This window comes from Caproicibacterium sp. NSD3, assembly GCF_053613275.1.
This window is the reverse complement of sequence record NZ_CM132119.1, coordinates 1,302,018-1,323,645: the sequence shown is the minus strand read 5'-3', so window position 1 is coordinate 1,323,645 and position 21,628 is coordinate 1,302,018. Positions and strand designations below refer to the sequence as shown.

At 44.9% G+C, this 21,628-nt stretch carries 15 protein-coding genes, 3 tRNA genes and 2 rRNA genes; 16 read left to right on the top strand and 4 right to left on the bottom strand.

What is annotated here, in order from left to right:
- Positions 1-66: 66 nt before the first annotated feature.
- The 10 genes from nudC (at position 67) to ACVS9P_RS06525 (ending at position 10,945) form a co-directional block, all read left to right on the top strand.
- A complete protein-coding gene (nudC, locus tag ACVS9P_RS06570) occupies positions 67-918 on the top strand; it encodes an NAD(+) diphosphatase (protein ID WP_452102790.1) in 852 nt (283 codons plus the stop codon).
- A gap of 257 nt (positions 919-1,175) precedes the next feature.
- Positions 1,176-2,703: ribosomal RNA gene (locus tag ACVS9P_RS06565) — 16S ribosomal RNA — on the top strand.
- A 134-nt stretch (positions 2,704-2,837) separates the two neighbouring features.
- Positions 2,838-2,913 (top strand) — tRNA-Ala (locus tag ACVS9P_RS06560).
- Positions 2,914-2,975: 62 nt separating this feature from the next.
- Positions 2,976-3,052 (top strand) — tRNA-Ile (locus tag ACVS9P_RS06555).
- A gap of 165 nt (positions 3,053-3,217) precedes the next feature.
- Positions 3,218-6,049 (top strand): 23S ribosomal RNA (locus ACVS9P_RS06550).
- Together the 16S and 23S rRNA genes with 3 tRNA genes alongside form the textbook arrangement of a ribosomal RNA operon.
- A gap of 80 nt (positions 6,050-6,129) precedes the next feature.
- Positions 6,130-6,205, top strand: a tRNA-Lys gene (locus ACVS9P_RS06545).
- A gap of 646 nt (positions 6,206-6,851) precedes the next feature.
- Positions 6,852-8,081 carry an aromatic amino acid transport family protein gene (locus ACVS9P_RS06540; protein WP_452102789.1) on the top strand — a complete coding sequence of 410 codons (1,230 nt, stop codon included), beginning with the start codon at positions 6,852-6,854 and terminating at the stop codon, positions 8,079-8,081.
- Between the two features lie 45 nt (positions 8,082-8,126).
- Entirely contained in the window at positions 8,127-9,020 is an 894-nt protein-coding gene (locus ACVS9P_RS06535) for an acetamidase/formamidase family protein (RefSeq protein ID WP_452102788.1), read from the top strand.
- A gap of 133 nt (positions 9,021-9,153) precedes the next feature.
- Entirely contained in the window at positions 9,154-10,248 is a 1,095-nt protein-coding gene (locus ACVS9P_RS06530) for a sensor histidine kinase (RefSeq protein ID WP_452102787.1), read from the top strand.
- Positions 10,241-10,945 carry a response regulator gene (locus ACVS9P_RS06525; RefSeq protein WP_452102786.1) on the top strand — a complete coding sequence of 235 codons (705 nt, stop codon included), beginning with the start codon at positions 10,241-10,243 and terminating at the stop codon, positions 10,943-10,945. The genes ACVS9P_RS06530 and ACVS9P_RS06525 overlap by 8 nt, the downstream gene beginning before the upstream one ends.
- Before the next feature lie 232 nt (positions 10,946-11,177).
- On the opposite strand, the gene ACVS9P_RS06520 is transcribed toward ACVS9P_RS06525, so the two are convergent.
- The 4 genes from ACVS9P_RS06520 to ACVS9P_RS06505 form a co-directional block, all read right to left on the bottom strand.
- The gene (locus tag ACVS9P_RS06520) at positions 11,178-12,959 is read right to left on the bottom strand and encodes an ABC transporter ATP-binding protein (protein WP_452102785.1); all 1,782 of its coding nucleotides are present in this window, start codon (positions 12,957-12,959) and stop codon (positions 11,178-11,180) included.
- The gene (locus ACVS9P_RS06515; RefSeq protein ID WP_452102784.1) at positions 12,956-14,686 is read right to left on the bottom strand and encodes an ABC transporter ATP-binding protein; all 1,731 of its coding nucleotides are present in this window, start codon (positions 14,684-14,686) and stop codon (positions 12,956-12,958) included. Before ACVS9P_RS06515 ends, ACVS9P_RS06520 begins: the two co-directional genes overlap by 4 nt.
- Positions 14,687-14,912: 226 nt before the next feature.
- Positions 14,913-15,299: a permease gene (locus tag ACVS9P_RS06510; RefSeq protein ID WP_452102783.1), complete on the bottom strand. Its 387-nt coding sequence runs from the start codon at positions 15,297-15,299 to the stop codon at positions 14,913-14,915.
- Between the two features lie 26 nt (positions 15,300-15,325).
- Positions 15,326-15,589, bottom strand: a complete 264-nt coding sequence (locus ACVS9P_RS06505; RefSeq protein WP_452104679.1) for an ArsR family transcriptional regulator — start codon at positions 15,587-15,589, stop codon at positions 15,326-15,328.
- A 287-nt stretch (positions 15,590-15,876) separates the two neighbouring features.
- Between ACVS9P_RS06505 and ACVS9P_RS06500 the strand changes: the two genes are divergently transcribed.
- The 6 genes from ACVS9P_RS06500 to ACVS9P_RS06475 all read left to right on the top strand — a co-directional run bounded on the left by ACVS9P_RS06500 (position 15,877) and on the right by ACVS9P_RS06475 (position 21,472).
- On the top strand, positions 15,877-16,743 hold the full coding sequence (locus ACVS9P_RS06500) for an AraC family transcriptional regulator (protein ID WP_452102782.1): 867 nt from the start codon (positions 15,877-15,879) through the stop codon (positions 16,741-16,743).
- Positions 16,740-17,432, top strand: coding sequence for a flavodoxin family protein (locus tag ACVS9P_RS06495; RefSeq protein ID WP_452102781.1), 693 nt, complete (start codon positions 16,740-16,742; stop codon positions 17,430-17,432). Before ACVS9P_RS06500 ends, ACVS9P_RS06495 begins: the two co-directional genes overlap by 4 nt.
- Before the next feature lie 300 nt (positions 17,433-17,732).
- Positions 17,733-18,389: a response regulator transcription factor gene (locus tag ACVS9P_RS06490; protein WP_452102780.1), complete on the top strand. Its 657-nt coding sequence runs from the start codon at positions 17,733-17,735 to the stop codon at positions 18,387-18,389.
- Entirely contained in the window at positions 18,390-19,787 is a 1,398-nt protein-coding gene (locus tag ACVS9P_RS06485; RefSeq protein ID WP_452102779.1) for an ATP-binding protein, read from the top strand.
- Complete coding sequence (locus tag ACVS9P_RS06480; protein ID WP_452102778.1) at positions 19,784-20,542, top strand: hypothetical protein; 759 nt, start codon at positions 19,784-19,786, stop codon at positions 20,540-20,542. The genes ACVS9P_RS06485 and ACVS9P_RS06480 overlap by 4 nt, the downstream gene beginning before the upstream one ends.
- 84 nt (positions 20,543-20,626) lie before the next feature.
- Positions 20,627-21,472 carry a L,D-transpeptidase family protein gene (locus tag ACVS9P_RS06475; RefSeq protein WP_452102777.1) on the top strand — a complete coding sequence of 282 codons (846 nt, stop codon included), beginning with the start codon at positions 20,627-20,629 and terminating at the stop codon, positions 21,470-21,472.
- The last annotated feature ends 156 nt before the right edge of the window (positions 21,473-21,628 follow it).

Genomic DNA, 21,628 nt, shown 5'->3' with positions numbered 1-21,628 from the left:
TTTTATAAAAATGATCTGCATGACATATGGAATGATTAAGAATAGAGAAAATGAGGAGGATTTTCAGTGTTACAGGATATTTTACCACATATTTATCATAATTCATTTGAGCTGCGCCCTGCAGAAGAGGACGATGTTGTTTTTATTTTTCGAAGAAATCAGGTTCTCTTAAAGGTTTCTGATTGTCAGTTGACCTTACCGCATATCAAAGATTTTTCACAGATTGCTCCGGAGCATTGTCGCTCTCTATTTTCGATCGATGATACATGGTATTCCATGCTAAAGGAAGGTGAAATTGCTCCGCCGAAGGGGTATGACTATTATTCTACTGCACAGTACCGGGAATTTCGTCCTATGGAAGCTCTATTTCCCTGTGCTGTTGCCGGAAGCTTGAATAGATGGTATCTAGATAATCAATATTGTGGTGCTTGTGGGGAAAAGCTGCAGGACAGCGAAGAGGAACGGGCTCTGGTTTGCCCTTCATGCGGGAAGATCCTATATCCGAAGATCTGTCCGGCGGTTATAGTTGCCGTTTGCGATGGAGATCGTCTTCTTCTGACAAAATACGCGGGGCGCTCATTTAAAAAGTATGCACTGATTGCAGGCTTTAATGAAATTGGAGAATCCATTGAGGAGACAGTCCACCGAGAGGTCTTTGAAGAAGTAGGGGTGAAAGTTAAAAATTTAAGATTTTATAAATCACAGCCATGGGTATTCACCGATACTTTGTTAATGGGATTTTTCTGTGACCTTGATGGAAAAGATGAAATCACGCTGCAGGAAAGTGAACTGTCGGTAGGCACGTGGGTAAAACGCAGCGAATTGCCGGAAGACATGGCAAAGCTGAGTTTAACTGGAGAAATGATTGAATGTTTTCGCAAAAGTTTAGATAAATCAAAAAAAGGTGAAAAAAGGTGAAAAAAGGGGTTGACAAAGGGAGGTAGGTTTGGTATTATAGTAAAGCTGACTCGCGAGAAACGAGCGGCGCAGGACCTTGAAAATTAAACAACGAAAAGAGACAAAGGGACCCGGAAAAATTCCGAGAGGAATTGGAACGGAACGAGAAGAAAAACTCGTAAAAAACGGACAAATTAAAAGAAACACGCAAGTGTTTCGAAATGAGCTATAAGAAAGCTCTGAAATACGATTAGAGCGCGTAAGCGTTTTGATAAAATATTTTAGAGAGTTTGATCCTGGCTCAGGACGAACGCTGGCGGCGTGCCTAACACATGCAAGTCGAACGAAACTTAGAGGATGAAGTTTTCGGATGGAATCCAATAAGTTTAGTGGCGGACGGGTGAGTAACGCGTGAGTAACCTGCCTTTCAGAGGGGGATAACGTCTGGAAACGGACGCTAATACCGCATAACATCTCTTCTTCACATGGAGAAGAGATCAAAGGAGCAATCTGCTGAAAGATGGACTCGCGTCCGATTAGCTAGATGGTGAGATAACAGCCCACCATGGCGACGATCGGTAGCCGGACTGAGAGGTTGAACGGCCACATTGGGACTGAGACACGGCCCAGACTCCTACGGGAGGCAGCAGTGGGGGATATTGCACAATGGGGGAAACCCTGATGCAGCAACGCCGCGTGAAGGAAGAAGGTCTTCGGATCGTAAACTTCTGTCTTTAGTGAAGATAATGACGGTAACTAAAGAGGAAGCTCCGGCTAACTACGTGCCAGCAGCCGCGGTAATACGTAGGGAGCAAGCGTTGTCCGGATTTACTGGGTGTAAAGGGTGCGTAGGCGGTTCTGCAAGTCAGTTGTGAAAACTATGGGCTTAACCCATAGCCTGCAATTGAAACTGTGGGACTTGAGTGAAGTAGAGGTAGGTGGAATTCCCGGTGTAGCGGTGAAATGCGTAGAGATCGGGAGGAACACCAGTGGCGAAGGCGGCCTACTGGGCTTTAACTGACGCTGAAGCACGAAAGCATGGGTAGCAAACAGGATTAGATACCCTGGTAGTCCATGCCGTAAACGATGATTACTAGGTGTGGGGGGTCTGACCCCTTCCGTGCCGGAGTTAACACAATAAGTAATCCACCTGGGGAGTACGACCGCAAGGTTGAAACTCAAAGGAATTGACGGGGGCCCGCACAAGCAGTGGAGTATGTGGTTTAATTCGAAGCAACGCGAAGAACCTTACCAGGTCTTGACATCTATCGAAACCCTAAGAGATTAGGGCGTGCCCTTCGGGGAACGGTAAGACAGGTGGTGCATGGTTGTCGTCAGCTCGTGTCGTGAGATGTTGGGTTAAGTCCCGCAACGAGCGCAACCCTTACTGTTAGTTGCTACGAAAGAGCACTCTAGCAGGACTGCCGTTGACAAAACGGAGGAAGGTGGGGACGACGTCAAATCATCATGCCCCTTATGACCTGGGCTACACACGTACTACAATGGTCGTTAACAGAGAGAAGCAAGCCCGCGAGGTGGAGCAAAACTCTAAAAACGGTCTCAGTTCGGATTGTAGGCTGAAACTCGCCTACATGAAGATGGAATTGCTAGTAATCGCGGATCAGAATGCCGCGGTGAATACGTTCCCGGGCCTTGTACACACCGCCCGTCACACCATGGGAGCCGGTAATACCCGAAGTCAGTAGTCTAACAGCAATGAGGACGCTGCCGAAGGTAGGATTGGCGACTGGGGTGAAGTCGTAACAAGGTAGCCGTATCGGAAGGTGCGGCTGGATCACCTCCTTTCTATGGAGAACAGTCGGATGGAAGCATTCGACGACATTCCAAGGTCAGGTTTCCTAAGTCTCTAATCGTTGTTTAATTTTGAAGGCCTTGCAAAAGGACTTCAATCAGGTGGAAGGGTAACAGCCACCAGTTATGGGGGTATAGCTCAGCTGGGAGAGCGCCTGCTTTGCAAGCAGGAGGTCAACGGTTCGATCCCGTTTATCTCCACCAGGCTCCAAAAGGGAGCCAAAAGAAAAGATGGGCAGACGGTGAGAACCGGAAGCCGGAAACATGGGCTTATAGCTCAGCCGGTTAGAGCGCACGCCTGATAAGCGTGAGGTCGGTGGTTCGAGTCCACTTAAGCCCACCAGCACCGAAAGGTGTAAGTTGTACATTGAAAACTGAATAAAGAAGTAGAAGCAGATATTGAACGCAACAATGAGTAAAATCATTGTTAGAAATTATTATCAAATCTACAATTTCATTAAGTGGTGATGAGAAATCATCACCAGCTGAGAACTAAAGAAGAACACATGGTCAAGCTACAAAGAGCGCAAGGGGAATGCCTTGGCACTGGGAGCCGATGAAGGACGTAACAAACTGCGAAAAGTTTCGGGGAGCCGTAAGTAGGCATTGATCCGGAAATATCCGAATGGAGCAATCCGACTGGAGACATGTCCAGTCATCCTGACGTAAATTCATAGCGTCAGGAGGGGAACCGCCTGAACTGAAACATCTAAGTAGGGCGAGGAATAGACATCAAATGAGATTCCGCTAGTAGTGGCGAGCGAACGCGGAAGAGGCCAAACCGAAGGGAGAAATCCCTTTGGGGTTCGGACAGCATAATGGATGTGGAACTTTAACAGAACAGCCTGGGAAGGCTGGCCATAGAGCGTGAGAGCCGCGTAAGTAAAAAGGTGAAACACCAAGCTGTATCCAGAGTACCGCCGGACACGAGAAATCCGGTGGGAATATGGGGGGACCACCCTCCAAGCCTAAATACTACCCAGTGACCGATAGTGAAGAGTACTGTGAAGGAAAGGTGAAAAGGACCCCGGAAGGGGAGTGAAATAGAACCTGAAACCTTGTGCTTACAAGCACCGAAAGCCCGTCAATGGGTGATCGGGTACCTTTTGTAGAATGGTCCGGCGAGTGAATGTGACTGGCAAGGTTAAGGACTTCAGGTCTGGAGCCGTAGCGAGAGCAAGTCTGAATAGGGCGCAAGAAGTCAGTTATATTCGACCCGAAACCGGGTGACCTACCCATGTCCAGGTTGAAGTGGAGGTAAAACTCCATGGAGGACCGAACCGACTCCCGTTGAAATGGTAGCGGATGAGGTGTGGGTAGCGGAGAAATTCCAATCGAACCCGGAGATAGCTGGTTCTCTCCGAAATAGCTTTAGGGCTAGCCTTGTATTAGATTACCGGAGGTAAAGCACTGAATGGTCTAGGGACCGAAAGGTTACCAAAACCTATCAAACTCAGAATGCCGGATAATTGATGTACGGGAGTCAGACAGTGTGAGATAAGTTTCATTGTCAAAAGGGAAACAGCCCAGACCCACAGCTAAGGTCCCAAAACACGGTTAAGTGGAAAAGGATGTGGGGTTGCACAGACAACCAGGATGTTGGCTCAGAAGCAGCCATACATTAAAAGAGTGCGTAATAGCTCACTGGTCGAGTGACCCTGCGCCGAAAATTTAACGGGGCTAAATCGTGTACCGAAGCTTGGGATGCAGCAATGCATGGTAGGAGAGCGTTCTATACGGAGTGAAATCATAGCGGAAGCGATGGTGGACTGTATAGAAGTGAGAATGCCGGAATGAGTAGCGCGAAATGTGTGAGAATCATATTGGCCGAAAGTCTAAGGTTTTTGGAGGAAGGTTCGTCCGCTCCAAGTAAGCCGGGAGCTAAGGTGAGGCCGAAAGGCGTAGCCGATGCACATACGGTGGATATTCCGTAGCCGCCAAAAGATTTAAGATAAGTGACACCTTGAAAGGGCATGACCCGGGCGTTGGTTGACCCGGGCGTAAGGGACCGAAATTAGAGTAGGGAAGCATGCTTAGACGAGGGCGAGAAAAGCTTATTGTATATCTTAGGCGCCCGTACCGCAAACCGACACAGGTAGACAGGAAGAGAATTCTAAGGCCAACGGGAGAAGGGTAGTTAAGGAACTCGGCAAATTGGTCCCGTAACTTCGGAATAAGGGACGCCACAGAGATGTGGCCACAGTGAATAGGCCCAGGCGACTGTTTAGCAAAAACACAGGTTTCTGCCAAATCGTAAGATGACGTATAGGAGCTGACACCTGCCCGGTGCTGGAAGGTTAAGAGGAGATGTGCAAGCATTGAATTGAAGCCCCAGTAAACGGCGGCCGTAACTATAACGGTCCTAAGGTAGCGAAATTCCTTGTCGGGTAAGTTCCGACCCGCACGAAAGGTGTAACGATCTGGGCACTGTCTCAATTACCCGCCCGGCGAAATTGTAGTACCGGTGAAGATGCCGGTTACCCGCGACAAGACGGAAAGACCCCATGGAGCTTTACTGTAGTTTAATATTGGGTTTCGGTAATTTATGTACAGGATAGGTGGGAGACTTGGAAACCCCGGCGCTAGCCGGAGCGGAGTCAACCTTGGGATACCACCCTTAAGTTGCTGAAATTCTAACCTGCGGCCGTGAATCCGGCCGGGGGACATTGTTAGACGGGCAGTTTGACTGGGGCGGTCGCCTCCAAAAGAGTAACGGAGGCGCTCAAAGGTTCGCTCAGCACGGACGGAAACCGTGCTCTTGAGTGTAAACGCAAAAGCGAGCCTAACTGCGAGGATGACAGTCCGAGCAGTAACGAAAGTTGGAGTTAGTGATCCGGCGGTATGAGAGTGGAATTGCCGTCGCTCAACGGATAAAAGCTACCCTGGGGATAACAGGCTGATCTCCCCCAAGAGTCCACATCGACGGGGAGGTTTGGCACCTCGATGTCGGCTCATCACATCCTGGGGCTGTATTCGGTCCCAAGGGTTCGGCTGTTCGCCGATTAAAGTGGTACGCGAGCTGGGTTCAGAACGTCGTGAGACAGTTCGGTCCCTATCTGTCGTGGGCGCAGGATATTTGCGGAGAGCTGTCCTTAGTACGAGAGGACCGGGATGGACGCACCGCTGGCGCACCAGTTGTCATGCCAATGGCACAGCTGGGCAACTATGTGCGGATCGGATAAACGCTGAAAGCATCTAAGCGTGAAGCCGACTCCAAGATTAGATATCCCATGGCGTAAGTCAGTAAGACCCCTTGTAGACTACAAGGTTGATAGGCTGCGTGTGTAAGTACGGTAACGTATGTAGCTTGGCAGTACTAATAGGTCGAGGGCTTGACCATTAACCTTCTTTGGTTCGCGCTCTTTCTCTCTTCTACTTACCTTTATTCAGTTTTCAGTGTACAAATTGTGCATGTTTTATGCACCATTAGCTCAGTTGGTAGAGCACCTGACTCTTAATCAGGGTGTCCCGGGTTCGAGTCCCTGATGGTGCACCAGACTACTTCCGGGCTGCCAGCTTGGCTGCCCGGTTCTTTTTTTAAGTTAATATTTTATCTCCCCGCTGACTTTAAATCAGCGGGGATTTTTTTAAGCCCACCTGTAAAACAGGTGGGCTTAATTTTATATGCTTTCAACTATTAGACAATTCGATTTATATGATTGGGCAAATTTCGACGCTCTTTTTACAAAAAGTACAAGAGCCAAAAAAGAAAAATTAACCATTTTTATTTATTTAAGAAAGACTTTGGTTTATTTGATAAAGTCTTTGAGAAGTTTGGTTGACAACCTTTCGTAAATCAATATAATGAAAGTCAATATCTACAAATTGTTATTAAATAATTTAGGCAATATATTAAACTAAGAGTTTAAAAAAGAAATTTGTGATTTTGTTTTTGTGCATTATATGAATAATTTATTTTATATAAATTCAAATATTTTAAAAAAGAAAAAAATAGCAAAAAATATTTTAAATAAATGAATTATGTAACAATAATTAAGTCTTTGTGTAGTTTATATTAAAAAGCATTATTTTTTTGTTTATATATCGAATTGAAAAAAAGACGATCCGATTATAAAATATGAGTGTCGACCGAAGAGAAGCTGCAGATTCTCACCGGAAGATCAAAAAGGAGGGGAAATTTTATGAACGAAGAAAAAAAGACGGTTGCTACTGAAGAAGGCGCATTGTCAGTCAAAAAACTAACCTTTTGGGAAGCTGCCATGATTATTGTCGGCGCGAATATCGGTTCCGGAATTCTGGGACTCGCTTATTCCACGCGCAAGGCCGGATGGCCGATCCTGCTTTTGTGGCTGATTGTAGCTGGCGTCTGCACTACGGCGTCGATGCTCTATGTAGCTGAGACTACCCTGCGCACCAAAAAACCAATGCAATTGCCGGGCCTTGCGCGCCGCTATGTCGGAACAGCCGGTGCTGTGCTGGCATTTATCTCCGTCTGCGCGAACTCCATCGGATGCATGATCGCCTATACGCAGGGATCCGGCAATATTTTAAGTCAGCTTCTGGGCGTATCCAATACAGTAGGAAGCCTGATCTTTACGATTCCCGCTGTAATCGTCGTATGGTTTGGCCTTAAGGCTACCGGTATTGCAGAAAAATTCGTGAGTACCGGAATGATCGTTTTAATTCTGGTTCTAATCCTTTGTTCATTTCTTTCCAGCAAATCAAATGTCAGTCAGGCAATTTATACCAACTGGACTTATGCAGTGCCAGTATTTAACGTTGTTATTTTCAGTTACATCGCACAGTATGCGGTCCCCGAACTTGCCCGCGGTTTGCGCCATGACGCAAGTAAGCTTCCCAAGGCTGTTACGGTCGGCATGGTCATTACCGGTATTTTGCTGGCTCTGGTCCCGTTGGCAGTTATTTCCCTCACTGGTCCTGACAATGTAACTCAGGTTGCTACTTTGGCATGGGGTCAGGCACTCGGAACCTGGGCTTTCTATGTTGCAAACCTGTTTGCACTGTGTGCCATGATGACCTCTTATTGGGCAGTCGGCGGTTCAATGCTTACGAATATTGTCGATATGTTCAAGTGTAAGAGCGAGCATGATTTCAAAACTCGTTTTATTTCCATCATTTGTGTGGTACTACCTCCGTTTATTTTGGCCTATAGTGGCCTTGTAAGTTTTGTAGATGCCATCTATCTTGCAGGTACATTTGGCGGCGTGATCATGTCAGTTTTGCCTGCTTTAATGCTCAACGGTGCCCGCAAAAACGGCGACATGGAGCCACAGTGGAAATGTGGCTGGTACAGCAGCAAAGCTGTTCAGGCCGTCATTATCATTCTGTTTTGCTCTGCCGCTATTTATGCGATTTTGAATTTGTTCGGTATTCTTCCTTCCGGTTGGTGAGGAACACTCCCAAAGGATCTGATTCAGAAAGGAGCAGAATAAAAAATGCGTGTTATTCCAAAAGACAAAGTGATTTTTAGTTTTAATCAGAAAAACGCCGCCAATTATCAAGTGGATGACGGCGAGATTTTCTGGGTTGAGACCGATGATTGTTACAGCGGACAGATTCAGGACGAAAAAACCCGACGTCCTGATATTGATATTTCCATTATGGATTGTGCAGTAGGGCCGATTGCGGTGAAGGGCGCAATGCCTGGGGATACGCTGTGCGTTGAAATCCTGGCAATCGATCTTGTGGACCACGGCGTGATGGTTACTTCCAAAGGCTTGGGCGTTTTGGGTGATCGGATTACCGAGCCGGATACTAAAATCATTCCAATTCACGACGGATTCGCATGGTTCTCCGATACCATTCGTATTCCGCTTACCCCAATGGTGGGCGTTTGCGGCATAGCGCCCAAAGCTGGACTTGATATTCACTGCGCAGTGCCGGGAACCCACGGTTCCAATATGGATACAAAAATGGTCAAAGTCGGCAGTCGGCTTTATCTGCCGGTCGAAAAAGAGGGCGCCGATCTGGCAGTGGGAGATATTCATGCCTGTATGGGGGACGGAGAGCTCAGCGGTACTGGAATCGAAACTGCAGGACGTATCTGCCTTCGCACAACGGTTTATAAAGACCGACCGGTTCACGGACCGGTTATTGAGACAAAGGATGATCTTTATTTTCTGGGAACTGCGGCAACATTAAAGGAAGCTATTAAAATTGCCGTGGCAGAAACCGTAGAATTTATCGAGAAAAAGCGGTCTCTCGATTTTCAGGATGCCTATCGTTTCCTGAGTGCAACTTGCGATATTCAGATCAGTCAGGTTGTCAACGATTTGGTGACCGTTCGCTGTCACCTGCCAAAATTTGATACGGAAATTGAGACTTTGTAATACGCCCTCGTTTTTCCGAATATGAAAGGGAATGCGGTTGCTTTTAAGAGCAGCGGTATTCCCTTTTCCTTGTTTCAGAGAAAAAAACGTGTTATAATAAAACGTCAATAACGGATGACGGAGATTTTTGGCTATGATGAAAAAAATTGTCAAAAAATTAAAAATTTGTTTTCCTCATTGCTGGGAAGACGATACAGCCCTGATTGTGTTGATGGCTTCTGCCCTTGACATCTGTTTTCTTCTAAAACCGTTAAATGGAAGTGACGGTTTGGCACAGATGGTCTTTATTCTGGCGGTGCTTCTGATCTCCTGTGTGACGCAGGGCTATCTTTATGGTATGATTGCGAGTATCGCTTCTTTTTTTGCGGTCAATTATTTTTTTACTTTTCCATATTATACACTGGACTTCAGTCTTATTGGCTATCCACTTACGTTTGTAACCTTCATTATCGTTTCCATTGTGGGCAGCACCATGACCAATATTCTGAAGGAAGGGGAAAAAATTCGCATGCAGAGCGAGCAGGATCATCTGCGGGCAAACCTTCTGCGGGCGCTCGGCCATGATCTGCGTACACCCCTGACTTCGATTTCGGGTTCCGCGTCACTTCTTTTGGAGCAGGGGGAAAAGATGAGCCGGCAAGATCAAGAGGATCTTTTGCAGAACGTCCGGGAAGAAGCGGACTGGCTCATGCGCATGGTTGAAAATTTGCTTTCGATCACGCGTTTTGGAGGGGGAGCGGAAAATCTAATCAAGAAACCGGCTGCAGCGGAAGAGCTTTTGGGCGAAGCTATCGGAAACTTTCAAAAGTACTATTCTTCAGTTGAGGTGAATGCCCATGTTCCTGAGGATCTCTTGATGGTGGATGTAGACGCCATGCTGATTGAACAGGTCCTTTTTAATTTGCTTCAGAATGCGGTGATTCACGGAAAAGCCGAAAAGATAGATCTGAAAATTCAGCTTGAAAAAAAGCAGGTTGTTTTTTATGTGCAGGATAATGGTGTAGGGCTGCCGAATGAGAGACTCGAATACCTTTTCGAGGATAAATTGGCCGACAAGATGACAGATCGGAAAAATGGGGAGCAGCGACACAATCTCGGAATTGGCTTGCCGATTTGCCGGGCAATTATTATGGCTCATGGGGGACAGATCGGCGCATATAACAGTCCGAATGGGGGAGCGGTTCTTTGGTTTGCACTGCCTGCCGGAAGGGAGAATGATTATGATTAAAAACGAAATTCTCGTTGTGGAAGACGATAAGGGAGTGCGCAGCTTAATTGTGATGGCATTGCGCGGCAGCGGCTATAAGGTTTTGGAAGCGGAAACCGGGGAAGAAGCATACCGGTTGATTACTTCGGAGGCGCTTGACCTGATAATCCTGGATTTGGGACTGCCTGATATGGATGGAATCGAAATCATTCGAAGAGTGAGGGAATGGAGCCATCTTCCGATTTTGGTGGTCTCTGCTAGAACCCATGAGCAGGATAAAATAGAGGCGCTTGATTTAGGCGCGGATGATTATCTTACAAAACCATTTGGAACTGGGGAGCTTCTCGCAAGGACCCGCACTTCGCTGCGCCGCAGCCAGCTGATGAAGGGCGATTTTGATACCCAACAGTCCGATGTTTTTAAAGCTTCCGGTCTTACCATCGATTATATCCGCCATAAGGTCACGGTGGATGGAACAGAAATTCACCTAACGCAAAAGGAGTTCCGGATTATTTCTGTTTTGGCAAAATATTCCGGAAGAGTTTTGACCTACGATTACCTTATGAAGAATCTTTGGGGACCTGAGTACAACAATGATACGCAGACGCTGCGCGTTTATATGGCACATATTCGGCGAAAGATCGAAAAAAATCCTGCAACGCCAAAATATATCATGACTGAAGTGGGAATCGGCTATCGAATGATTGAAGAAGATTAAATCTTTAAAGTTCAAAGATTTCTGTTGGTATTTTCTTTTTTGCAGCTGTTAAGGATAAAAACAAAAGTCCGCATGAACAAAATCGTTCATGCGGACTTTTGTAAAGGATACATGTAAAGGATACAAGATGAAGAGTATATTTTATTATCAACTGATGAGCTGACAGATGGCCTCGCCAAAGGTTTGGAATATCGGATCCCGGAGGAATTGCAGCGCTAAAAACAGATTATAATTAGATTGTCATTCCTTCAAATTGGCTGTTATAGAGCTTTGCATAAAATCCGTTGGTGGCCAGCAGAGAGTCATGTGTACCCTTTTCTATAATTTGTCCATCCTTCATAACAAGAATGATGTCTGCTTCCCGAATGGTGGAAAGCCGGTGGGCAACAATAAAGCTGGTTCTGTCTTTCATCATTTCTGAGAACGCCTTTTGAATCTGAATTTCTGTGCGCGTATCGATGCTGGAGGTTGCTTCATCCAAAATCAGCATTGGAGGTAAGCAAAGCATAACACGAGCAATGCACAAAAGCTGCTTTTGACCTTGACTGATACTATCACCGTTTTCTTCAATAACCGTATCATATCCATGAGAAAGCCGCGAAATAAAACCATGCGCGTGTGCGGATTTTGCAGCTTCGATGACTTCTTCGCGAGTAGCTTCTGGCTTTCCATAAGCGATGTTTTCAAGGATGGTTCCCTCTTTTAACCAGGTATCCTGGAGCACCATGCCATAGCTTTTTCGTAAACTTTTTCTCGTAACGCTTCGAATGTCGGTTCCTGATACGGATATGCTGCCGGAATTCACATCATAAAAGCGCATCAGAAGGTTAATTAAAGTTGTCTTTCCACAGCCAGTTGGGCCAACGATTGCAACACGCTCGCCAGGATAGACAGAAAGATTAAAATCACGGATCAATTTCCGATCCGGTACATATTGGAAAGCAACGTCCTTAATAGTGACACTACCATCCACGTTTTCCGGAGAGAGAACCTGTGCATCTTCAGCATCTGGAATTTGATCTTTTGCATCCAGAAATTCGAATACACGCGCGGCGCAAGAGAGCGCATTTTGCATTTCGGTCACGACGCCGGAAATTTCATTGAATGGTTTTGTATACTGGTTTGCATAAGTCAAGAAGCAGCTCAGCTCACCAATTGTAATCCCACCGCTGATTGCTATCAGGGAGCCTACAAGAGCAACACCTGCATAAACAAGGTTGTTTACAAAGCGAGTCGATGGATTTGTAATGCTCGAATAGAAAATTGCTTTCAGGCTAACGGTACTTAGCCGATCGTTAACCTCGTCGAAATCCTTCAAATTTTCTTGCTCATACCCGAAGTCCTGTACTACTTTGACTCCCTCAATTCGTTCATTGATAAGAGCTGTTTGTTCACCGCGGACGGCGGTTTGCTCCCTAAAGTAATGGTAACTCTTTTTCGCAATAAATGCCGCGACTACAAGGCTTAGGGGGGTGACACCAATTACGACAAGCGCAATCGGCAGGTTGACTGTGAGCATAAATATGAGAGTACCAAAAATCGTCAAAACTCCGGAGAAAAACTGGGTAAAGCCCATCAGCAAGCCGTCGGAAAAAAGGTCAATATCGGCTACTACGCGGCTTAGAAGATCACCGGTTGGATGGGAATCAAGATAGGCGAGTGGAAGTTTCTGCATTTTGTGGATGGATGAGTCTCGCAGATTACGACTGACACAATAAGTAATGTGGTTGTTGCTGACACCGGAAATCCACTGACCAAACCCAGCGATTCCAGCAACAATCAAAATTTCGAGAAGTATATTCTTTACGCCAGCAAAATCCACTTTGCCTTCTCCGATCATAAAATCGATCGCGCGTCCGGCAAGAATAGGAATATAAAGCTGACCAAAAACGGAAACTGCCGCGGAGATAATGCTCAGAACGACAAAAAGACGGTACGGAGTAATTAATTTTAGCACACGAGAGAAAGTGGCGTGCTGATGTTTTAGATCCTTTTTCTCAGCTACCTGTTTCATGCCATTTCCTCCTTCTTTTGAAATTGGCTGTTGTAGATGTCCAGATAGATTGGACAAGTTTTCAGCAGATCCTCATGCTTGCCGATTCCGACAAGCTTTCCTTCATCGAGCACCAAAATTTGATCAGCATGGGAAATGCTGTTTGCACGTTGGCTGACGATAAAGGTTGTCATATCCCCGGGGAGCGCGGCCAGTGCTCTTCGAAGTGCTGCATCTGTTGCATAGTCTAGAGCACTCGCAGAATCGTCCAAAATCAGAATTTTCGGATCGGCGACTAATGATCGGGCAATAGAGAGTCGCTGCTTTTGACCGCCGGAGAAGTTTCGCCCTCCCTGTTCGACAGGTTCATCAAGACCCTTGGGCTTCCCTCGGACAATTTCGGATGCCTGCGCGGCGTCGAGTGCTTTCCAGAGTGCTGCATCGTCGGCATCCTCATTGCCCCATTTGAGATTGCTGCGGATCGTACCAGAAAAAAGTTGCGCTTTCTGCATGACGGTACTGACGTTACTTCTGAGGCTGTCCTTATCGTACTCGCGGATGTCATGTCCAAAAATTTTTACTGATCCCCCCGTTGAGTCATAATAGCGGGGAAGAAGGCTGACAAGCGTTGTTTTTCCACTGCCAGTGCCGCCGATAATGCCAATTGTTTGTCCTTTTTTTGCGGTAAAGGAGAAATCCAAAAGACTTTCTTCTCCGGCACCGGTGTAGGTCAAAGAGACATGACTAAATTCGACAGCATTTTCAGACGAAGAAGTGTCTACTTTTTTGTTTCCAAATTTCATCTGGGGCTGCATCGCGAGGACGGCATTAATTCGTTCGGAACAGGCAATTGCTTTCGTTATCTGAATAATCAAATTTGCAAATTTTACAATTTCCAGAAGAATCTGATTCATGTAGTTTACAAGAGCAACAATGTCACCCATCGCAAGAGTTCCGGCATTGATCTGAAAGGAACCAACTTGCAGAATTGCGATGATTGCTAGGTTGATGATCACGTATGTAAGTGGATTCATCAGTGCCGAAATTTTACCGACACGAAGTTGACTATTTGCAAGAGCAGCATCTGCTTTTTCAAATCGCACAGTTTCGTCTGCTTCCCGCCCGAATGCTCGTACAACACGAACGCCCGTTAAATTTTCACGGGTGATACCAGTGATCTTGTCAAGGCGGCTTTGAACATTTTTATAAAGAGGAATTGTTTTAAGCATAATTCCAAAAATTACAAAGAAAAGAATTGGAATGGCTGCAACAAAAATTAGAGCGATTTTTGTGTTAATGGAAAACGCCATCACTGTTGCACCGATAACAATAAACGGAGCACGTAGGAGCAGCCGCAAAAACAGATTGATCCCGTTTTGAAGCTGGTTGACGTCGCTTGTCATTCGAGTAATCAAGGTGCCGGTTCCCATTGAATCTGCTTCAGAAAACCCTAATGACTGAATTTTGTCAAATAATTGATGCCGAACTTCGGTACAAGCTTCTACGGCAGCTTTTGCTGCAAAATACTGTGCAGTAATGCTGCAAACGAGCCCAATAACACCAAGAAGTATGATCAGACCACAGTGAGTGAAAACGTATTTGGAGTCTTGATTTGCAATTCCGTTGTTGATAATATCTGCCGTAATAATAGGAATCAGTAAATCGAACAGTGCCTCAAGCATTTTGAATAATGGTGCTAAAATGCTTTCTTTCTTGTGATGCTCCAAAAATTTTAACATTTGTTTCAAGCTTTTCATCTCGTTTCTGCACGCCACAGGGTAATTCATACATGATAAATCATTTCGAAAATGGCCAATGCTTTTGTTAATATTTTACACCCCCAAAAAGGCATAGTCAATTTACCATATCTTTTGCAGAATGTCACGATGTAAAATGAAAAGGGCTGACAGTCTTTCGTTCAACTGTCAGCTATCTGTTTTATTTGTGTCCTATTTACTGATGTTTTTCGCATTTTTATAAATCGTTTTCTTCTTCTTTTGATATGAGTTTAGAAAGAATGTAGGCTATCATAATGATTCCTGGAATATCTACCAGCAATCTCGTAACCGCAAATTTTGCGCCTAATGTTGCCGTTTCAAATAGAAACATCGGTATTTTAGTCGTTGACCACGCACCAATAAAAATGAGAATATTGCTAAATTTAACGCCTTTTTTCATAAATACTGCGGCAACCGGAAAGGCTCCGTAAAGCAGACCCGCTGCTGCTGAGCCGATAAATATAGAAAGCAAAATTCCTTTTAGCCCGGAGCCTTCTCCCATATATTTAATCATTGTTTCTTTTGGCACCCACACATCAAGTAGCCCGAGCAGAATAAATACCGGTGGAATGACAAGCAGCATTTGTTCGATCTAATAGGCTGAGTTACTCATAGCCTTAAAACCGGTTGGGCGGTTATAAGTGTTAGAATTTCCATTGCTGCTATGGTTATTAAAAATGCACGGTATGCTTTTCTGTAACTGCGTTCCGTGTCGTCAATTCTTTCAGTAGAATACCAGCGTAAGCGCTGCCTTTTTTGCTGACTTTCTACAATACCGGATTCAGCAAGAATTTTCATGTGGTAGGAAAGACCTGATTGACCTGAGTCCAATTGTTCCAGCAAAATGCAGGCACATTTTTCTCCGCCGCGCAGAAGCCCAAGTATTTTTAGACGATTTTCATCGAAAAAAGCTTTAAATATTTTTATTTGTTCTTCATAAATGATTATATAAATAAAAATTCAATTCATTAATAAAATTTATTTTATTCTGTTTATGAGATTATCTGACCCCAAAATAATGAAGCTTGTGTTGTTTTAGTTTGAATGATAAGATATTGATAGACCGTCTGATTTAAGCTGCGGACAAAAGATAACACAAAAAGTCGGGAACAGCCGCCTTGAAAGGAATAAGATGAAAACACAGGTGAGGAGATGTGTACATGGGCTGGGTTGAATGTATCGGTGAAGCGATCAACTACATTGAGGACAATATCACGAACGAATTGACCGTCGAAAAGATTGCAAAGCAGGTGTTGTTATCTCCTTTTTATTTTCAAAAAGGATTTGCCATGCTTTGTGGTTTTACGGTCGGAGAGTATATCCGGGAACGAAGGCTTACTCTTGCCGGCAGTGAGCTTGTATCTACCGACAAGAAGATTATTGATATTGCCCTAAAATATGGTTATGACTCCCCAGACAGCTTTACCAAAGCATTTACCCGGTTTCATGGCGTCACACCGACTGCCGTTCGAAAAGACGGAGCAATGATCAAGTCTTTTGCTCCGCTGAAAATCAAATTTACCTTGGAAGGCGGTTACGTTATGGATTACAAGATTGTTGAGAAAGATTCATTTACAGTGATGGGAGCATCCAAAATATTTAAGTATGATAGCGCAATGGCAGAAATTCCTAAGTTTTGGATGGGACTCCATCAGCCCGGGAAAGAGCGGGTCGTATGTGGAATGTATGGGATTTGTATTGACGAAAGTATGGGGTCGGATGAATTCGAGTATCTGGTTGCAGATAATTACGATCCTACGGTAGAGACACCGAGAGGTTTTATTACAAAGGTCATTCCCGCATACACCTGGGCTGTTTTTGCCTGCAAAGGCGGAATGCCTCAGTCCTTACAGGATGTGAACAAGAGAATTTTTTCGGAGTGGCTGCCGAACAGCAAAGACTATGAGATTGCGGCTGGCTACAACATTGAGATGTATAGTGATCCTACTAGGTATCCAAAGGGGATTCAGGATGAAAATTATTACAGTGAGATCTGGATTCCTGTAAAAGGAAAGGAACGTAAATGAATATACTAGTCATTAATGGTTCACCAAATAAAGAAAAAAGTGCCACACTGGCTTTAACAAAAGCGTTTCTTCGCGGGATGAATGAAACAGCGAAATTCATTCATACAGCCGATTTGCAGATAAACCCCTGCCGTGCATGCTATGCATGTTGGATGGCGACGGGCGGGCACTGTGTGCAAAAAGATGATGCCATCTCAGTGTTGGAAATGATTCGTGCGGCGGATCTTGTGATTTGGTCGATGCCGGTTTACTGCTATTCAGCCCCGGCACAGTGTAAGGCGTTAATGGATCGGACACTTTGCTTTAATAAGCCGGAAATGTATATTGGAAAAGATGGCCGAGCACATCATTATGGTTATGAAGACGGTACGAAGAAAACCGTGCTTATAACAAGCGGTGGGCTGCCGGACATTACTGGAAACTTTGACGGACTGGTTTTCCAACTCAAGCACATGTTTGGGGAGGACACAGCGACAATCTGCTGTGCTGAGGGAGCATTGCTGATGCAGAAGGATACAGCCGAAATCGTCAAGCCATATCTCGATGCGGTAGAACATGCCGGCGCAGAGTATAAAGCAGACGGACACATTTTGCCTAAAACGCAGGCAGTTCTAAACGCTCCGTTTATCCCACGGGAGGATTATATTCGTAATGTCAACAATTTGTTTGGAAAGATGAAAAGCTGTTAAGCTGTTTTTTTATCTTATTTCAACTCAATAAAATATTCAAAGAGGAAAAGCTCTGTAACGGAAAAAAATTACTGTTGCAGAGCTTTTATTATTTCGAAAAAAGTTTTTGAATTAGGCAGAGATCGTTCGACGAACGGGGTGTTACGGCAAATCAGTTGCAATATAATTGTCAGTTTATGGTGTATTGCTATAGAAAAGAATGTGATACAATAAAAATATGAATTGTCATTTAACCGCTTGGGTTAAATATTTGCCGTTTAGATGCTGTTTGGATGTACCATAAAAATCGAGGTGAAAAGCATGGCAAAAATCTTGATTGTGGAGGATGAAGAACCCATCTCCAATCTGATTCGGCTCAGCCTGAAAAAAGCAGGCCATATATGCGAGTGCGTTTTTGATGGGGAAGAGGCCGCAGATAAGCTCGAAGAGAATACATACGATTTGATTCTTTTGGATGTGATGTTGCCGAAAATTGATGGCTTTGAATTAATGGACTATATCCGTCCCATGGGGATCCCGGTTATTTTTCTAACGGCGAAGAGTACACTGGAGGATCGTGTTCATGGTTTGAGAATTGGAGCGGAAGATTATATTGTTAAGCCATTTGAAATTGTGGAGCTACTAGCGCGGGTTGATGTTGTTCTGCGACGTTACCATAAAACGGCCGATATTATAGAGATCGACGGCCTGACGGTGGACATGCAGTCTATGCAGGTCAAGCGGGACGGAAAAGAGATTTCGCTGACGCCCAAAGAATATCAAATCTTGTTGCTGTTTGTCCGCAATCCAGACACAGCATTGTATCGAGATACTATTTATGAACGAGTATGGGGCGGTGAAATGGAGTATGGAAGCAAGACGGTTAGTCTCCATGTGCAGCGGCTCCGGAAGAAGGTCGGATGGGAAAAGGAGTTACAAGTGGTGAATAAGGTGGGCTATCGGCTGGAGGTGAAGTAATTGAAGTTTCGCTGGAAGATCACATTTTGTATGATCTGCCTTCTATCGTTGCTGTTTGGTATAGGCGGCAGCGCTCTGATTTCTATCTCTTTTCAGTCGTCGCTGAATCGGGAGGAACAGTCCGCACGGGAGTTTTATCAGCAAGTTCTTGGGGCATTTCAAATGGCAGATAAACTAAATTCATGGATAGATGAAAAAAGTGCTGCCGATACGCTTAGTCAGCTGACTCCTCAAGAAATGTACTCAGCAATCGAGCTATCTTCGGACGATGGAATTCTTTATACAAAGGGTGACTTCACGGCGGATTTTATGGATCTATCTGGCAAGACGGATGACGGACATTTGGTGGTGGCCTACCTGAAGAATACAGAAGGCACGCCTTTTTTGCAGGTATCCAGCAGCTTTCAGATTGGCAGAAAAGTATTATGCCTAAATTTGGGGTATGACCTGTCTGAACTCTATGCGACTCGTGCTTTACAGCAACGGGTATACTACGAAATTTTTGCTTTAATGCTGCTCTTATGCGCGATAATGGCATACGGCGCTTCGTGGCTGTTAACAAGGCCAATGTCCAGCCTATCGAAAGCATCTCGTGAGCTTGCGTCCGGCAATCTTTCTTACCGCTCCAACATCAGGTCCGGCGATGAAATTGGTGCCCTGTCCAAAGATTTTGATGCTATGGCGCAAAAGGTGGAAGACAGCGTCCAAAATCTTGAGGATGCCGCTAGACGACAGGAGCAGTTTATGGGCAGCTTTGCCCACGAGATGAAGACTCCGATGACATCCATTATTGGTTACGCTGATTTACTGCGGGGGCAGTCCCTGACCACAGAGGAGCAAATTGATGCAGCCAATTATATCTTTTCCGAGGGCAAACGGCTGGAAAACTTGTCCTTCAAATTACTGGATATCTTCGTTGCAGACCATCGCGAACTTATGTTAAAACAAGTATCCCCGGCCGGAATCGTCAAGGACCTTACGGAGCATTTGCGCCCCATCTATGAAAAGAGCAGCATTGAACTTTCCTGTGAATGTGAAGAGGGGACATGCATGCTGGACCCGGATCTCACTCGCATGCTGCTTCTGAATTTGCTGGATAATGCCCGTAAAGCATTGGACCACGGTGGTCATATTCAGATTACTAGTTCCATGCTTCCAGATGGATGTCAACTAATGATCGCGGATAATGGAAAGGGGATCCCGGGGGAGGCTTTGCAGCATCTGACCGAGGTGTTTTACCGCGTTGATAAGTCCGAATCTCGTGCTCAGGGCAGTGCTGGCCTTGGCTTGTCACTTTGTGCCAAGATTGTAGAGCGGCATCATGGGACGATCCACTTTGATAGTAAGCTTGGTGTAGGCACAACAATTACTGTAGAATTAAAAGGAGGCAGAACATGAAACGATCCATTCCAATTCTGCTTATCTTTTGTGCCCTTCTTGCAATCGTGTCTGGCTTTTTTCTGCCTAGTTTCGTTTCTGCTATGCAGGATCAGAAACTTAAGACAAAGGTCAATACCTATGAGACTTCTAGCCTTCAATTTCACCCTGTTGTGCAGTTAAAAGACAGCCTTCGGTTATTAACTGGCGAATACACGACAGAGTATCTAGAGAATGGAAGTAACTTGGATGCCGATGGTGCTTATCAGGCAGCATTGGATACGATGCAGTTCATGGCGGCGCAGGGTGCGGCTGGAATTTTATCAGAGGAATACCCGGATCATACAGAGGCGCCGTTTCTTGTGGTGTCGGCTGACAAAACCATGAGCGCGATTATGTGGCGTTGTGCACTTTACAGTAAGAACCTCAATAAATGGGTTGAAATTCTAATTGATGACAGCAGCGGAAAGATGCTGGCGTTCAGTATGACATCTGATCAAGATATTATTGACATACAATCAACAAAAGGTGTAAAAGAAAAGGCCTATGAGTTTTCTAGTAAGCTGGCAGATATCTGTTCTAATTATTACGGATGGAAAACCGAAAATGTTCAGGTAAATGATATTTTACCAATTGACAATTTATCTGGCTATTCTATCAAGAGTTCCATCAAGATGCGTGATGATGGGGGGGATTTGGTGGTATTTCCATTGACGATTTCTGGTAACCAATACACATTGAATATGTTACTCAAATTTAAGGGGATTATCAATTGATGCCAATTTGATGCCGTACTGATGCTGAATACAGGAAGCACTTTGTTATCATTTTTATCGGATTTGATAAGGGGTGCTTTTTTTATGAAAAATACAGATTACACGAGGCACGAACGACGTGTGAAGAGACGCAGGGCTCGCAGAATGCACCGTGCTTCAGTGTTCTTACTGTTACTGATATTGTTCTTTGGAATTCGTACATTAGTTCAGTGCACTGATAAAGCTGGAAGCCAAAATTCAGGGAGAGAGTCCTCTTCACAAGACACTCATCCGACTTCGCAGAGTGAATATTCTTGGAACGATGGCGGTGCAACTTCTAAAGGCGATGTGGTTACAGCAAATGAATTAAATCTCCGCTCTGGCCCTAGTGCAAAATATGGCATTGTCTGTCCTGTCCCAAGCGGTACGAAGCTAACATTGACAGGAGAATTAAATACGGACGGTACCTGGATCAAGGTAAAAGTACCGGGTGGAAAATCCGGGTGGTGCTGTCGGCCTTACCTGCAAAGCGATGTGGTGGATACCGCGGCCAATCACACACTTGCTCAAGTGGTCTATCCGCTTTCTATAAAGGTATCACTTGATGACCAGAAGGTCATGGTGTTTGATGCGAAAGGTTTGGCAATAAAGACTTTTACTTGTTCTTCTGGAAAAGCTGGCAGTGAAACGCCGACCGGGACCTTTTCTGTTTCGAACCGAGGGATTTCCTTCTATAATTCTAATTTGGGGGAAGGGGCCTATTATTGGACAAGCTTTTATGGCGACTATCTATTTCATAGTATTCCATTTAATCAGGATTACGAAATAAAACAAAATGAAGCAGAAAAGCTTGGAACTCCTGCGTCGCATGGCTGCATCCGGCTTTCCATGGATGATGCTAAATGGATCTATGACCATATTCAGGATGGTACAAAAGTAACGGTAGAATAATAAGCGTGATTTTTTATGGCTTCTTAAAAAACATTTTATTAAAGACTCATTTTGGTGATGCCAAAGTGAGCCTTTTTTGTGCCCTTGATTGCTTTTTAGAATGGATTTGTTATGAAAAAAACAAATAATTGCAAAATTCAACTCTTTTGCTAAATT

Coding starts and splice junctions, on each gene's coding strand:
- ACVS9P_RS06540 (WP_452102789.1), top strand. CDS start 6,852: ATGAACGAAGAAAAAAAGACGGTTGCTACTGAAGAAGGCGCATTGTCA.
- ACVS9P_RS06535 (WP_452102788.1), top strand. CDS start 8,127: ATGCGTGTTATTCCAAAAGACAAAGTGATTTTTAGTTTTAATCAGAAA.
- ACVS9P_RS06530 (WP_452102787.1), top strand. CDS start 9,154: ATGATGAAAAAAATTGTCAAAAAATTAAAAATTTGTTTTCCTCATTGC.
- ACVS9P_RS06525 (WP_452102786.1), top strand. CDS start 10,241: ATGATTAAAAACGAAATTCTCGTTGTGGAAGACGATAAGGGAGTGCGC.
- ACVS9P_RS06520 (WP_452102785.1), bottom strand. CDS start 12,959: ATGAAACAGGTAGCTGAGAAAAAGGATCTAAAACATCAGCACGCCACT.
- ACVS9P_RS06510 (WP_452102783.1), bottom strand. CDS start 15,299: ATGCTGCTTGTCATTCCACCGGTATTTATTCTGCTCGGGCTACTTGAT.
- ACVS9P_RS06500 (WP_452102782.1), top strand. CDS start 15,877: ATGGGCTGGGTTGAATGTATCGGTGAAGCGATCAACTACATTGAGGAC.
- ACVS9P_RS06495 (WP_452102781.1), top strand. CDS start 16,740: ATGAATATACTAGTCATTAATGGTTCACCAAATAAAGAAAAAAGTGCC.
- ACVS9P_RS06490 (WP_452102780.1), top strand. CDS start 17,733: ATGGCAAAAATCTTGATTGTGGAGGATGAAGAACCCATCTCCAATCTG.
- ACVS9P_RS06480 (WP_452102778.1), top strand. CDS start 19,784: ATGAAACGATCCATTCCAATTCTGCTTATCTTTTGTGCCCTTCTTGCA.
- ACVS9P_RS06475 (WP_452102777.1), top strand. CDS start 20,627: ATGAAAAATACAGATTACACGAGGCACGAACGACGTGTGAAGAGACGC.